The sequence below is a fragment of the Rhizobium sp. Nf11,1 genome, assembly GCF_050587665.1.
GTDB lineage: Bacteria > Pseudomonadota > Alphaproteobacteria > Rhizobiales > Rhizobiaceae > Rhizobium.
The window spans coordinates 313197-328221 of sequence record NZ_JBOBHU010000001.1 but is presented as its reverse complement, the minus strand read 5'-3'; the positions used below and the strand labels follow the sequence as shown (position 1 = coordinate 328221).

General features: G+C 59.4%; 9 protein-coding genes, 1 tRNA gene and 4 pseudogenes. 4 read left to right on the top strand and 10 right to left on the bottom strand.

From position 1 onward, the window contains the following. Window positions 1–265 precede the first annotated feature (265 nt). Window positions 266–1258, bottom strand: coding sequence for an MBL fold metallo-hydrolase (locus ACQ7C1_RS01595; RefSeq protein WP_221114024.1), 993 nt, complete (start codon window positions 1256–1258; stop codon window positions 266–268). Between the two features lie 239 nt (window positions 1259–1497). On the opposite strand from ACQ7C1_RS01595, the gene ACQ7C1_RS01590 reads away from it, so the two are divergent. Continuing rightward, window positions 1498–2922, top strand: a complete 1425-nt coding sequence (locus ACQ7C1_RS01590; RefSeq protein WP_430957065.1) for a DHA2 family efflux MFS transporter permease subunit — start codon at window positions 1498–1500, stop codon at window positions 2920–2922. A 5-nt stretch (window positions 2923–2927) separates the two neighbouring features. Here ACQ7C1_RS01590 and ACQ7C1_RS01585 read toward each other — a convergent pair whose 3' ends face one another. From ACQ7C1_RS01585 to ACQ7C1_RS01570, 4 genes are all read right to left on the bottom strand, one after another. Beyond that, window positions 2928–3311 carry a VOC family protein gene (locus tag ACQ7C1_RS01585; protein WP_430957064.1) on the bottom strand — a complete coding sequence of 128 codons (384 nt, stop codon included), beginning with the start codon at window positions 3309–3311 and terminating at the stop codon, window positions 2928–2930. A 132-nt stretch (window positions 3312–3443) separates the two neighbouring features. Next, window positions 3444–4718, bottom strand: coding sequence for an O-antigen ligase family protein (locus tag ACQ7C1_RS01580; RefSeq protein WP_430957063.1), 1275 nt, complete (start codon window positions 4716–4718; stop codon window positions 3444–3446). 398 nt (window positions 4719–5116) lie between these two features. Continuing rightward, on the bottom strand, window positions 5117–5824 hold the full coding sequence (locus tag ACQ7C1_RS01575; RefSeq protein WP_085777067.1) for an RlmE family RNA methyltransferase: 708 nt from the start codon (window positions 5822–5824) through the stop codon (window positions 5117–5119). 10 nt (window positions 5825–5834) lie between these two features. Then, window positions 5835–7391, bottom strand: a complete 1557-nt coding sequence (locus ACQ7C1_RS01570) for a Ppx/GppA phosphatase family protein (protein ID WP_430957062.1) — start codon at window positions 7389–7391, stop codon at window positions 5835–5837. 245 nt (window positions 7392–7636) lie between these two features. Between ACQ7C1_RS01570 and ACQ7C1_RS01565 the strand changes: the two genes are divergently transcribed. After that, window positions 7637–7710, top strand: a tRNA-Gln gene (locus tag ACQ7C1_RS01565). A 155-nt stretch (window positions 7711–7865) separates the two neighbouring features. After that, a pseudogene (locus ACQ7C1_RS01560) lies at window positions 7866–8459 on the top strand (DDE-type integrase/transposase/recombinase); the annotation flags it as partial. A gap of 211 nt (window positions 8460–8670) precedes the next feature. On the opposite strand, the pseudogene ACQ7C1_RS01555 reads toward ACQ7C1_RS01560, so the two are convergent. After that, window positions 8671–9963, bottom strand: a pseudogene (locus tag ACQ7C1_RS01555) (IS110 family transposase). A gap of 143 nt (window positions 9964–10106) precedes the next feature. On the opposite strand from ACQ7C1_RS01555, the pseudogene ACQ7C1_RS01550 reads away from it, so the two are divergent. Further along, window positions 10107–10481, top strand: a pseudogene (locus ACQ7C1_RS01550) (integrase core domain-containing protein); the annotation flags it as partial. A 266-nt stretch (window positions 10482–10747) separates the two neighbouring features. Here the strand turns inward: ACQ7C1_RS01550 and ACQ7C1_RS01545 are convergent. From ACQ7C1_RS01545 to ACQ7C1_RS01530, 4 genes and pseudogenes are all read right to left on the bottom strand, one after another. Continuing rightward, window positions 10748–11771, bottom strand: a pseudogene (locus ACQ7C1_RS01545) (IS110 family transposase). A 213-nt stretch (window positions 11772–11984) separates the two neighbouring features. Then, the gene (locus ACQ7C1_RS01540) at window positions 11985–13478 is read right to left on the bottom strand and encodes an ArnT family glycosyltransferase (RefSeq protein WP_430957061.1); all 1494 of its coding nucleotides are present in this window, start codon (window positions 13476–13478) and stop codon (window positions 11985–11987) included. A gap of 106 nt (window positions 13479–13584) precedes the next feature. Beyond that, complete coding sequence (locus ACQ7C1_RS01535; protein WP_430957060.1) at window positions 13585–13770, bottom strand: hypothetical protein; 186 nt, start codon at window positions 13768–13770, stop codon at window positions 13585–13587. 759 nt (window positions 13771–14529) lie between these two features. Continuing rightward, complete coding sequence (locus tag ACQ7C1_RS01530) at window positions 14530–14850, bottom strand: redoxin domain-containing protein (RefSeq protein ID WP_430957244.1); 321 nt, start codon at window positions 14848–14850, stop codon at window positions 14530–14532. Window positions 14851–15025: the final 175 nt, after the last annotated feature.

Here is a 15025-nt window from a genome sequence, read left to right as displayed (position 1 = left end):
CTTCGTTTAAGAAAATGCAACCGGCCCCGGAAACGAATCGTCCGCCCCGGCGGTGTGCATGAGTTGCTTGGAAGTTGGCGAGGGCTGGTAACACGTCTATGACAGGAAGGAAATAGCAAAAAGCCCGGTACATCGGCCGGGCTCGTCATGGGTGCCATGCACGGAGAGCAATTCCCAGCTAAATCGCGAAGCAGGTTTGCCGGAAATCGCGCCAAACAAAGGGATCGAGCGGTTCCTCCTTCGGTGAAAGCTGAACCGCCCTGGATCAAATGTCGAACTGATAGGTCTTCGGCACGAAACGATAGCCGCCATCCTGCTTCTCGGCGAAACCGACCGCCGGGAAAGGCATGTGGTAACCGAGGAAGGCGATCTTGTCGGTGGCGATCATGTCGAAAACCTTGCGGCGGCTGGCTGCCGCCTGTGCCTTGTCCATATCGAAGCGCACTTCCCAATCCGGGCGCAGCAGCGACAGAATATAATGGTTGGCCGTATCGCCGGTCAGCACCAGGCGTTTACCCTCGGATTCAACATGGAACACCATGTGGCCCGGGCTGTGACCGGCTGCCAGCATCGCTGTCATGCCGGGCGCAACGCTGTCACCGTCTTTGATGAAGGTGGCTTTTTCGACGAGCGGCGTCACGTTGGCGAGCACGGCTTTGTGGCCGCCTTCGGCGGGCGTACCTTCGCGTGATTTGTTCGACCAAAAGTCATATTCCGCCTGGCCGATGACATAGCGGGCATTCTTGAAGGCAGCTGCGGCATTTTCCGTCAGGCCGCCGATATGATCGCCGTGCAGATGGGTGAGCGCCACGACGGTGACGTCGTCGGCTGAATATCCTGCGGCTTTCAGGCCTTCGGCAAGGCGGCCGGCGCCGCGCACCCGCCCGGCTGCACCGAAGCCGGTATCGACAAGAATGACATCCGAGCCGGTATCGATGAGGGCAGGCGAATATCCGTTGAGAAATTTATCTGCCGGCAGGAAGTTTGCGGTCAGCAATGCCTTGACCGTTTCGGGGTCCTGATTGGTGCCGAAGGTTTCATGGGGCTTTTCGGAGATGTTGATGCCGTCGCGCACGACGGTAACCTTGTAAGAACCAAGCTTGAATTGATCGATTTCGGGCAAAGGCGCTGCATCCATAGTGCTGCTTTCTCCAGTCACGGCCGCTTCGGCCTTCTCTCTTAAAATCATCGGCGCCGCCAACAGTCCGAGGCTTGCGACAAAAAGCGTGCGCCGCTTTATATGCGTTGAGATTGCCATATCCACTCCCCTTTGATGCGCAGTGTGCCGCCGCGCTGCCCCGACGATGTGTCTGCCCGGATTTTCTGTCCGGAACATCTGCCAATCTTGATAGGGAAGGTTTTCGTGCAAGCCATCTCACGCAGACGTGAACCAAACGTGCGATCGAAGCGGATTGAAGGATTGGCAGGCCCTGGAACTGGGTCTACACAGCAAGTGCCTTTCCTGCTCCGATCCGCAGCCTATCAAGGCTCCCGCCTATGAACCGCATCGTCCCGCTGATCCTTGCCGTCGCTCTCTTCATGGAGCAGATGGACTCAACCGTGATTTCGACGGCGCTCCCGGCAATCGCCAGGGATCTCAATGTCGGGCCGATCACGCTGAAGCTCGCGCTGACCTCCTACATGGTGGCGCTGGCGGTGTTCATCCCGGTCAGCGGCTGGATGGCCGACAGGTTCGGCGCCAAGAAGATCTTCCGCCTTGCCATCTCGGTCTTCGTCATTGGCTCGATCTTCTGCGCCGTCTCCTCCAATCTTGTCGAATTCGTTTTCGCCCGGTTCCTGCAGGGCATGGGCGGCGCGATGATGACGCCGGTCGGCCGTCTCGTCCTGGTGCGCACCACGCAGCGCAGCGACCTTGTCTCCGCCATGGCGCTGCTCACCATTCCCGCCCTTGTCGGCCCGCTCACCGGCCCGCCGCTCGGCGGCTTCATCACCACCTATTTCAGTTGGCATTGGATCTTCCTGATCAACGTGCCGGTGGGCATCATCGGCATCTGGCTTGCAACGATCTTCCTGCCTGAGGTGGAAGCAATGGCGCCGCCGAAGCTCGATTTCACGGGCTTCGTGCTGACCTCGCTTTCAGCCGCGGGCGTCGTCTTCGGCCTGTCGGTGGTCAGCCTGCCGGCCCTGCCGCCGATCATCGGCATCAGCGCGACCTTGGTCGGCCTTGGCTGCGGCGTCCTCTACATCAGCCATGCGAAGCGCCACCCGGCGCCGATCCTCAACCTCAATCTGTTCAAAAATCCGACGTTCCGGGCTTCGACCATGGGCGGCAATCTCTTTCGAATCTGCGTCGGCGCCATGCCGTTCCTGACACCGCTGATGCTGCAGCTCGGCTTCGGGCTGACGCCGTTCCAATCCGGTCTCATCACCTTTGCCGGAGCGATCGGGGCGATCACCACAAAGTTCATGGCCAAGCGCGTTTTCGCCGCCACCGGCTTTCGCACGACATTGGTCGGCGCCGCCATGGTGACGACACTTGTGACCGTCATTACCGGCTTCTTCACGCCGGCAACACCGCACCTCGTCATCATCGGCGTGCTGCTTCTCGGCGGTTTCTCCCGCTCCTTCATGTTCACCGGCGTCAATGCGCTTGCCTTTGCCGATATCGATGATGCCGAAGCCAGCCAGGCGACATCGATGAGCTCCGTGATGCAGCAGGTCAGCTTGGCGCTCGGCGTCGCGGTGGCTGCCGCGATCCTGGAGAGCTCGATCTATATCAGAGGCGAGCCGCTTGATGTGGCCGATTTCCATCTGGCTTTCTACATCATTGCCGGACTGACGGTGATTGCCACCATTCCCTTCATCCGCATGGATCGCAATGCTGGCGCGCTCGTTTCCGGCCATCGCTCGAGACGCGTGGCGGCATCTGCGATCGAGGCCGAGCAGCAAGCAGTGAAATGAGCTTCCTATTCAGGGCTCTCGCAGACGGCAGAGAGTTTGTTGCCGTCGAGATCGCGGACATAGGCGGCGTAGAAATGGGCATGGTAGGAGCGCAGACCCGGCCCGCCTTCATCAGCGGCGCCTGCCGCAATAGCCGCCGCATGGAAGGCATCGACGGCTGCCCGCGTTTCGGCTGTGAATGCGACCATGGCGCCATTGCCTGATGTGGCCCGGCGGCGATTGAAGGGCGTCACCACCCAGAAGCGGCAGCGCGTATCGCCTGGCGCGGAATAGCCGATCTCCTCCTGCGAAAAATGCTGGCGACGATAGCCGAGCGCGGGCAGAACGGCATCGTAAAAATGCCCTGCGCGTTCGAGGTCATTGGTTCCGAGCGTGACGTAAAGAAGCATTGGCCATCTGTTTTAAAATCCTGCGTGGCCATCATCGAACGGGAGAAGGTCGAAGATCAAGCCTCTTGTGCCTCACCTTCCACCTTGCGCCTGTTGAAGCCCTTTGCAAGCCGCCGCCCATGTGCAGGACCGTCAGCTCGAAACAACGGGCGCAAAGCGTATGCTGCCTCGATCCGTGCAGATCAGGGCGACCATATAGGCGAAGATCGGATCCAGAGCCTTCTGGTTAAACATAATGCCAAAGCTACCGGTTATGACGTAGCTGCTGAAGAGCAGTAGAGCGAGCGCAATAGTCAGATCGCGGCCCGGCCCGGCTTTTTTTCTCCACGCGCCGATCACTGGTGTGAGCAGCATCAGCGAAAGCGCCGCGATGCCGAAAACGCCGGCATCGATTCCCGCGGTCAGAAAACCGTTATGCACATGCGTGAAGGACAGTTGTGGCCTTATGTTATCAGGCAACTCCGCCAGAACCGAAGCCATCCGGTTTTGCGGGCCGTAACCGGTCAACGGGTCCTTACTGATTGCCGATAGTGCACCTTTGTACAAAGCAAACCGCGCACCGAGCGAGGTGACCTCACCGTCGGTGCGTTCCAGCGATGGCAGTTCCCCTCGCAGCGCTTCGATGCGATGAAGGATCGGGCCGCTGCCTAAGGCAATAAGGCCCACCACTAGCAGGGAGCCTGTGATGGCGAAGCTGCGCAGGCTCAGATGGAAGCCATTTTTGCGAAAATACCAGAGAAAGATGACGAGATGGACGGGAATAACCAACCAGGCCGAACGCGTTCCCGACAGCAGAACGCAACCGATACCCGCGGCGTATCCCAAAATCGCAATCCTTTGCTCCATGCTTTTGGGAGATTGAAGGTTGAGGAGCGCAATGCCGCCGAAGAGAATGCCTATGGTCCCGAGCAGCGCAGCGTTCGTAGTCCCGCCCTCCGCCCGGTCCATAAGAAACGCGATCTGTAGGAGACTGAGCAGAAAAGTAAAGATCATGCCAATCCCTGCGCCGAGGATGAAGAGCGGCACGAGACGGCCATCGGGAGATTGGCGCATTCGCGGCAATACCAGCCAGATCGAAAAGAAGGGCAGGAGCCGGAGTATCCAGTGCAATTCTTCGGAGTAAGGCGGATTGATAAATATGCTCGCGATCATCACCAACGGGTATATCGACATACCGACGGCAACCAATTGGTCGGATCTCGACAGGTTCAAGGCAAGGCGGCCTGTCGCCAGGGAGTAGGCGCCCCACAGCATCGACGCGAGGAGGATGAAGGAGTTAAAGTTCGGCGAAAGTCCTGGAACAATTGCAAAGAGAAAGACCGCAATGCCGTTGTTTCGGTCGTGTGCACTTGCAGCCCTATTCCCGGGATAAAGCACTTCTATCATGAGTTGTTTAAAATATTTCATTTTACCGGCCTAATCGTATCGGTCCTGCCTCGCTACGGATCGTGATGTCGGCTGTCAAGCCGGGGCGCAATCCATAACCTTATTCAATGCGGTATTCAGACAACAGAATTCCAAATCGCCGTAAGCCAATTTCCACAATGATCAACGACGCGACGCACGGATCAAGTTGATCGGCAGAAAGACACGGCCGAGGTGCAGGCTGATTTGATCTCTGATCGGTATCGCTTGCTTGCAAGACACCGTTAATCGAGCGGTGTTTAGCAGCTATCCTTGCCTGGAACCGTATGGACACGATCGAATGCGCCGCTAGGGCAGTCTTGTGTCTCACAAGACTTGGACCGACATGAGAAAATCCGGATCCAGGATCATCAGACAAGACTGCCCGAAGATCAAGCCTGCTATTCAGCTTCCGCCTTGCGCCCTTTGAAACCCTTTGCCAGCAGGAACATCTCGACCGATTCGGCGCGTGACGAGTTCGGCTTGACATGGACGACCTGGCGGAAGTTCTGCTTCAGCATGGCGAGCAGGTCGCGCTCGGTGCCGCCCTGGAAGGTCTTGGTGAGGAAATGCCCGCCCTCCCCCAGCACCTCGATGGCGAAATGGGCCGCAACTTCGCACAGATGCATGGTGCGAAGATGATCGGTGCGGTGGTGGCCCGTGGTCGGCGCGGCCATATCGGAAATAACGAGATCGGGCGTGCCGCCGACAGCCTCCATCAGCTTTTCCGGCGCGCTCGGATCGAGGAAATCGAGCTGCAGGATTTTCACACCGGGAAGCTGGGCCATTTCGAGGAAATCGATGGCAGCCACACGCACGTCCTCATCCGTCGAGCCGGTGACTTTGGCGGCGATCTGCGACCAGCTGCCGGGAGCCGCCCCCAGGTCGATGATTCGCCTGGCGCCGCGCAGGATGTGGTATTTCTCGTCGATCTCGAGGAGCTTGAAGGCGGCGCGGGCGCGATAGCCTTCGAGCTGGGCGCGCTGCACATAGGGATCGTTGATGTGGCGCTGCAGCCATTGGCGGGAGGATGCCTTCATCTTCTTGTTCTTGACGCGCTGACCGAGCTTGCGGCCGGTGCGGTTTCCCGCGATCGGTGCCTTTGTCATGCCCTTCCCCTTATTTCGCCCGCTGGCCGCGGCGGTTGCGGTTTCGCCGCCACACGCCGTCGTCGGCCATCATGTCGGTGAGCAGGCCTTCCCTCAAGCCGCGATCGGCAACGCGCATGCGCGGGCTCGGCCAGCGGCGGCGGATCGCCTCGAGGATGGCGCAGCCAGCCAGCACCAGATCGGCCCGGTCCGGCCCGATGCAGGGATTGGCGGCGCGGCTTTCGAAATCCCAGGAGAGGAGCTTTGCCTGCATGGCGGAAACCTCGTCATCCGAGAGCCAGATGCCATCGACCTTGCGCCGGTCATAACGCGGCAGGTCGAGATGGACGCCGGCAAGCGTCGTCACCGTGCCCGACGTGCCGATGAGGTGAAAATCGCCGGTCTCAGCGATCTCGATCTCCGGGCAATCGAAGCGTCCGAGCATGGCCTCGACCTCGCGCACCATGCCTTCGAATAGTTCCGGCGTGACGTCGCGCCCGCCGTGACGTTCCGACAGCGTCACAACACCGACCGGCAGCGAGGTCCAGTGGGTGATGTGATTGGCGAGCCGGCTGAAGCGACTATCGCCGATACGGATGACGGCGATCTCCGATGAGCCGCCGCCAATATCGAAGAGGACGACGGAACGGGTCTCGCGGCCGACAAGCGAGGAGCAGCCGGAGACCGCAAGCCGCGCCTCGGTTTCCCGGTCGATGATCTCAAGCTCAAGGCCGGTTTCGGCGACGACGCGTCCGAGGAATTCCGCACCATTGACCGCCTGACGGCAGGCTTCGGTGGCGATCAACCGCATGCGGCGGATCTCCCGGTTCCTGAGCTTGCCGGCGCAGATCCTCAGCGCCTCTATCGCCCTTTCCATCGCCTCGTCAGAGAGACGGCCGCTGGCGGCAAGGCCCTCGCCGAGGCGTACGATGCGGGAAAAGGCATCGACGACGCGAAACTGGCCCGGGCGGGTGGGCTGGGCGATGAGCAGACGGCAGTTATTGGTGCCGAGATCGAGTGCGGCATAGAGTTCTTCCGGCCAGGCGTGCTCTGCGGCCTGGCGATCCCCGTGGTGAGCGATGCTATCCTGGCGCCCTTTGCGGCCCGGGCCCGCGCCGTTCTGCATCTCGCGCGGGGCGGAACTGCGCGCCGTTTCTTGGACGCGGCTTTCCTGCAGCGGGGCATGGGCAGGCTTGGCCGACGTCAGCGGCCGGCCCTGCAGCCCGCGCTTGCCGCGATGCTTGCGGCGGTTGCGCCGGCTCGATGCCTGTTCGCCATCGGACCGGGCGGCACTGGCTGCTGCGCCTGTCTGTTCGATCGCCTGGGCTTGAAGCGAACCGTCCTGCGAAACACCTTGACCGCCGCGACGGCGGCGCTTTCGCTTGCGAGCCGGATGTCCGGCCGCATCGTCCATGGGGCGCGCCGGCTGCCCGGCACTGCCGGAGAGCTCATGCGGAGCGGCTTGAGCTGCGCTGCGGGTTTGCCCGCCGCGCTTGCCCTTGCGACGCCTGGACTTCTTGCCGTCCCTGCGCCCTGCCGCCGTCGCCCCGTCAAATTGCGGCTTTGCGCCGCCTTCGGGGTCTTCCACGTTGTTTTTCCACCGCGCCGCGCAAGTCCTTGAGATATGCAGCAGGCGCTCATTTGATTTTTGCGTTGCCGCAAGAATATCAGCGCCCGCCAAAATCACCAAATTCTTTTTTGACAGAGGGCTTTGCGGAAGAGTTTCACCCCGGCCTGAGAAGGCCGATTTTTTTCAAAACAGGTATTTGCAATCGCCGGGCTTTTGTTTATAAGCGCCGCACACCAGCCGAACCACCCGCCGGTTCGCCTTGCTGGGGAATAGTTCAATGGTAGAACAGCGGACTCTGACTCCGTCGATCTTGGTTCGAATCCAGGTTCCCCAGCCAAAATTTTTACCAAGCAAAACATACAGTCATCGCCGCTGCTTCTTGCTGCCGATTTCACGTCGTATTTACTGCAAGAAATTTCTCAATGTCTACAACGGCTCTCATTTATTGACGGCAGCTCCGTGCGACATGTATGCGACACGCCGGCCCGCCTAAGACTGAAGAAGCTGCTGGCCGAGCAGATGTTGGACGCCGCAGCGCTCCGTGAGCTCCTTGCAAAAAATGGTAGGGCCTGCCGCCAAGCGTGAAGCCGTCATGCATCTGAAGGCCGTCATGGGTCTTTCGGAACGGCGGGCCTGCCAGACGATCCGCTACCAGTCGAACCGACCGCCGGAGACCGAGTTGCGAGCGATGCTGCGTGACCTTGCAAACGAGCGTCGGCGTTTCCGCTACCGTCGGCTGTTCGCCTGCTGCGGCGGGATGGCGAGCCGTCCGGGGTCAATCGCATCTATCGTCTTTATCGCGAGGAAGGGCTTTCAGTTCGCAAGCGAAAGGCCCGGCGGCGTGCTGTCGGCACGCGTGCACCGATCCTGGTCAAGGCGAAAGCCAATGCCCGCTGGTCGCTGGACTTCGTCCACGACCAGTTCGCCTGCGGACGGAGGTTTCGCGTGCTCAACATCGTCGATGATGTGACGCGTGAATGCCTGGCAGCGATCCCGGGCACGTCCATCTCTGGTTGAGGTGTCGCCCGAGAACTGACGGCGATGATCGAACGACGCGGCAAGCCCGGAATGATTGTCTCCGACAACGTCCTATGTGGGCAAGCAAAACGGGAACAGGCCAACAGGTCTCCCTGCATCAGCAACTGCCGATGCATTCATGAGATTGCTCCAGATGGTTTCCACCGTCAATGGGATCGTTCCCTGCCATAGCAAACACAGGATCCATCGGCATGTCACACCGTGGTCCTCACCGTCCTTAAGATGGGATACGTGCCCAGGTGGAAGGCCCGAACATTATCTACAGGGTCGCAATCACACCCTCACGGCACTTGCAGAGAGAGGTCCTTCCACCTGGTCTCCGGTCGTTCAACGAACGGCCGGTATTCTGTCTGTGTCTTGATGACCGCGTGAGCGACGCGTGCCATCTTCGCAGTAAGAGCTGTCATCGCCTTACGTCTGCGATCTGGATCATTGGCGTTGCAAGCCATGTATCTTCCAAGCTTGTCGCGGAAGCTGTTATCACGTCGGCGGGATGCGACTTGGGCGGCCATCCAGAAAGTCCGGCGGAGGCGAGCGTTTCCATACTTCGATAACTTAGTCCGGCCTCGGAAGGTGCCCGACTGCGAGGTCGCAAGATCGAGACCGCAAAACGTCAGAAACTGCCGATGATGCCGGAAACGGCGCAAGTCACCTGCTTCCGCCAAAATGGTCAAAGCATTAATGGGTCTATCCCGGGAATCTTGCACAGGAGCTGATAGTCCTGATGGTCTGCCAGCAGCGACTGAGCGATTTGCTCGATGCGATTGCGTTCACGGATCAAGCCTCGTCCCTGGTCAATAATCATGCGGAACATGCTGATCGCGACGGCGTCTTCGGCTATAGGCAGCGCAACCGATGAGCAGGCTGTCTCGAAGATATCATTGATTAACCGTGCTTTTGAGACCTTACGGCCAACGAGCGACCACGCTTCCGCAACAAACGCCTCGCGTCCGAGTGAAGTGATGCTAGTGGGTGTCGGGAAGCGTTCGATCAACGCCAAAAACCAGTCCGACCGGCTATTGCCCGAAAAGTGGGCGATCTCGGGAAAATAGAGTGGCAGGTAGTGGTTCAGGATGCGGTGCCAGGTCTGGGTCTTGGCTTTGGAGATGACTTCGTGCGTCTTCGACAGTTCCTGCAAATCGTTGATGCCAGCTTCAAGCGGATCTACGTAAACCTGGGTGGCACCGATGCGCAGCATGTGCAGGATAACCTGCGCATCTTTCGGATCGTTCTTGTCCCAGCCGTTATGCAGTGCCTCCCGCGTTCTGGCCAAAGCAACTGAAGAGATCAGTCGCAACTGGAAACCTGCCACAAGCAGCTTATGCGCCAGGGTACGATGATAATTGCCGGTAGCTTCAAAGCCGACGACGATTGGTCGTGCCATGGAAGCGAGTTCCTCGACCAAACGGTCATAGTCATCCTTGGTCGCCATCACCGTCATACAACGACGCCGGCCACCCTCAGGTCGCTCGATAAGGACCTCCTGACGGTGCTTCGACATATCGATCGCTACCAGCACGCCGTCTGTGGGAGTAGAAAGATATTTGGTCATGGCTTGTCGCCTCCAAAGCGTTGTCTCGACAACTTCACTTTAGAGACCTGTCGGCCGGCCAGGACCACCCAGCACGGCGCGCTGTGCTACGCGTGGCTTCGCGCGCCGTCGGCAACGTCAGAGCAAGGTTCCTGATGTGCTACGGCACCCAACTAACGTCGAATGCCATTCTCGCCTGGTCGAGGGATCACAAGGTGGAGTGGCATTACATCGCGACGGGGAAGCCAATGCAGAACGGCTAGGTCGTTTCAACGGGCGCATGCGCGACGAGCTGCTCAACGAAAGCCTGTTCTTCGGCCTCGATCACGCCCGCAGCGCCATTACTGAATGGGCCGACGATTACAACAATTTCCGGCCGCATTCATCGCTCGGATAACAGACCCCGGCAAGCTATGCCGATACCATTGCCGCAACCGGCTCCAACGCTGCGCGAGATGAAAGCTTCGCGTTTCCGCCGGTTGCTCACACCCGCGCCACTTGGCGTATTCAAAACCGCCGAAGCTCTAATCGCCGCCGGAAGAAAATTCAGTGGCATGTATGGACAGCCTCCGCGTGGCAAGGGGCAGTTTGGTGTTTCCGGCAGATTGGTCGGGTGCAGGCATGTATACGGCCTTTGATTGCGGCGCGTTCATGCCGCTGGCCCTGATGTAGTCCGCTGATCGGATCCCAGACAGGTCAACGCGCTTTCAAGCGGCACCCACTGATCGGGTTTGTCCGATCCCGGCTCGACCGTTCGCCATCACGCCATCAGCACCTCACCAATTTCTGCATTCTCTGTGAGCATTCAAAGGGCGGCGGTCGCCTCAAAGCGCCTGCCCGTCGTCATCAACGCCCAGACGATCCGCGCCATCTTGTTGGCCAAAGCAACAGCGACGACGTTGTACGGCTTCTTCACCAGAAGTTCGGCGGCCCAACGCGTCGGTGCAACTTTAGCCTTGCCGCTAAAACGAAGCACCGCGTACGCGCCCACAACGAGAAGCCGGCGGAGATAGGGATCGCCTTGTTTGCTGATCCTTCCGAGGCGGTCCTTGCCACCCGATGAGTTCTGCCGCGGCACCAGGCCTATCCATGCCGCCAATTGTCGGCCGGATTTGAAGAGACGCGTCGGTCACCGTCGCAGCAATTGCGCTGGCAGTGATCGGGCCAATTCCAGGGATCGTCTCAAGGCGGCGGCTCAGTTCGTTCGAGCGATGCCAAGCATGAATTTGGCCATCCAGCTCGCTGACCTTCTCGTGCACCTCCCGCAACTGCCCAATCAGCGGAAGAAGCGCGGACCGCGCAAGCGGCGGGATTAGATTGTGATCATCGTCGTCGACCAACGCGATCAGCATTCCGACGCCGGCAATGCCCTGTCGCGTTACGATGCCGAACTCCGCCAAGTGGCCACGCAAGGCGTTCACCAGCATTGTCCGCTGCCGGATCAAAAGCTCGCGGACCCGATGCAGCATCAGCACACCCTGTTGCTCCTCGCTCTTCACTGGAACGAAGCGCATCGTCGGCCGCGTCACCGCCTCGCAAATCGCCTCGGCATCTGTCGCGTCGTTCTTCTGCCGCTTCACGTATGGCTTGACGTAAGACGCCGGCATCAGCCGAACCTCGTGACCCAGCGCCATAAGAAACCGAGCCCAGTGGTGTCCAGTCGCGCATGCCTCGATTCCGATCAGGCATGGCGGCAATGCCTTGAAGAATCCAACGACATCGTCGCGGCGCAGCTTGCGGCGGCTCACCGTCGCGCCGGCACCATTGATCCCGTAAACCTGAAATACATGCTTGGCGATATCCAGACCAATTGTGGTAATCTTCTCCACGGACGGGTCTCCCTTATGTGACTTCGACAGCCACACTTTGGCACATTGCGATGCCGGGACGGAGGCCGTCCACCACATCAGGTCACTGTTACTCGGCGACGACGCTCGCCACGGCCTCGTCAGCACCGTTAGGGCGGCAGGCCGAGGGTCACGAGTCCGCCCGTTGCCAGCGGGCAATGCCGGTTTCTCCGCAATCGGCTGATTGCCGTAACGCTATTTCGCGCCGCCTTCCACCCAGGAGTAACCAATGGAGAAGCTGCGTTTGCCGCCACTAAAGAGATAGGGCAAGGTCAGCGTGTTCAACTCCTGCAGGTGAATGCCCGATCTCACGAGACCGTTCGCGAAATCGGGGGAAATTGTTGGGTCATCGGCGGTCTCGCCGCGCCAGATTACGAGCACCGGCCCCTTGGCAGTCGCATATTCGGGAACCCCGGAACCTCGAAAGAAGGGGATCACGACGGGAACGTCAGGGAATTCCAGCTTCATGTTGCCGGCCACGAACTTGGTTTCCGCTACGATCAGAACCGGCTTGCGGGTGGCGGTCAGTTCGGCCACGTAGCCGGAGAAGGGCACGTTGGTTCTCGTATAGGTGCCGATATATTGTATCGCGACGATACGCAGCAGAAGGATCGCCAGGATGACGACCATGAAGACCGGCACCACAGGCCGGAAGCGCGCTAGGCCGGCGGAAAGATCGACGCCGGCGGTTTCCAGCTTCAGGAACAGATAAATCAGCAGGACGAGCAGGCAGGGGTCGAGCCAGCGCTCGTGGATATCGCTCGCGCCGGCGACGATGACGACACCGACGAAGGCGAGCAGGCTCACGATCATCATCCGCTCGATGACCCGGATCATCGGGCTGGACGCGGAACGCGCACGGAAGAAATCCCGTCGGAAGGCTGCCGCGAAGAGAACGATCGGCAATGCGACGAAGCCGAGGACGGCGATGACGAGGGACAGCAGTCCCTGTCCGATGCGCGGAAGGCCGGCGGCTGCCTCATGCTCGGCGGTCATCCGCTTCAGGGTCGGCAGCGAAGCGCGGGCGAGGTTATCGGGCAGCCAGAGCGCGTGCGGCAGCACGATCAGAATGGCGATTGCGATCGCCGGCAGCAGACGCCAGTCGAAAAGGCGGCTGCGCCACTTCCTGTCCGGGAACACGGCGATGAAGGCAGCAAACGGCAGGATCGCGAAGTTATATTTGGAAATTAGGCCGATGCCGGTGGCGATGCCGATGACAAGATAGCTCCCGATCGTCGGCTGGCGCAGCGTGCGGAAAAAACCGAAGAGAAAGAGCGAGGTCGCAAACAGCAGCGCGACAGTATGGGTCAGTTCGCGCTGCGCCATTAGACCAACTTGTGGCAGGGTAATCAGGCTCAGCATGGCGATCGTTGCAAGCGAGCGGCTCTTCAGCACTTCGCGGGCGGCAAGTCCGTAGAACAGGTAGCAGCCGAAGAGAATGATGTTCTTGGGTACCGAAAGCGCCCACATCGATATGCCGGTCACCGAAACGATGGCATATTGCAGCCAGTTGTAGAAGGGCGGCTGCGGGCCGTAGCCGGCAAGCAGATATTGTGAATAGAAGGATTGCTCCGCCTCGTCGAGATCGAGCGTATGGGGCAAGGCGATACGAAGTACGATATTCAGCAGGAAATATCCCGCCAGAAAAATGCTTGCGTTCGTAAGACTTTTGGTAATCCGCTCCAACACATCGATCTCCAAGTCAGGCCAGTGCCGTCATCTACCGGTCGCCGCCCGGATTGCCGGCGTGGAAGAGTTCGCCATCGCCATCAACTCCGCTGTTGTGACGCAACCTTCATTTCTCATAAAGAGCCTGCGCTTCCTTAAATCCTTCGCGTTCGACGGTGAAGTATTTTCGCACCGGTGATTCGCCGTTCTGCTGCCCCGACGCTGTCGCATTCTTCTTTGAGACGAGCGCCCGCTCGAACTGCGCCTCGTCGATCCCGACGGCACCGACGTGAAGTCCCGGGCGAAGCATCACTTGGATCTCGGAGGTGCAGTTGTCTGATTATCCGCAATATAGCTACCAACGCCTTCAGCAAGGAAGGCGTTGTTGGCCTCACGTATCTTTGTGACCGCATCATCGTACAGAAACGAATAGCGGCGTCCTCGCGCAACCGTTGAAGCGGCATGAAGCAAAGAGCACGAGAAGATCACTGCGCCTCCGGCCGGAGCCTCGAAGCTCCTACTGCCGTACTCGGGAAAACTTACTTCTCCGCCATCGAAATCATCGTTTCAGGTTCACTGAGACGGCAAATCGGCGGTGTGCTGTCCCTTTAGTCGTGTTATCCCGATGGGGGCGGAAATGCGCTTTGTCCTCAGCCGCATAGCAGGAGACGATATATCGCTCCGTCCTGATGACGGTAAACTGATGGAGCTTCTGGATTTCCGGCACGATTCTGCGCATGAACCGCCCCTGCGTTTCGGCGATGATGTCCTTTTCCTGGATGTCGTGGTCCTTACGGCGTTGTCGCCATGATCCTTGACCTCGACAGTTTTGCCGTCGACCTCGCGCATGAAAACCTGATTCCTCACCGCCGTTCTGCTCGTAGAGATCTATCAGCTTCTTGCAAAGTTCAGGTTCGAATACGTTAGGAACTACGATGATGGGCGTGGAGTTCGATGCCGGTGAGCCGGTCGATCGGAGGCAATGCGGCCACAAGCGACAACACGGCCTCGATATCGCTTCCGTCTTGCGCAAACGGAAGCACCTTCAGAACACGCATGGTAGGGTCAAGTACTACCAAGAGCTGGCGTACAGGCACCTGGCGGTCTCCGGGGTTGGCGTCGATCGGAATCCCCCATAGAGGCGGCTGATGGCGCCGTCGAAGTCCAAAAAGAACCGGTAGCCCGGATACCGCTCGGCAACGCGTTGCTCAGTTTCGTCAGTCGAATCGATCGTGACACCAAAGAACGATGCCTTGACATCATCAAACATGTCCGATCTTTGAAGAGCTGCCGCGATTGCGGCTTTGCTCGCCGGATGCGAGGTCGATCCGAAGAAGCAGAGGACGAGGTATCGTCCCGCAGCGGTGTCGAACGCATAACGGGGCGTGGCTATCGATCGCTGGTAAAACCAGGGGGCCGGATCGCCAGGTAGATGTTCGCGTAAGCGTCCATGAACTTATCAACCTCTGTGAATTTGCAAGCGGTCAGGCCATGACAGCAAATCCTCTCTGGCAGTGTTGCCACCGGATAGGTCGATTTTGCGAGGCCCCCCTTTGTCTCCGATCTTG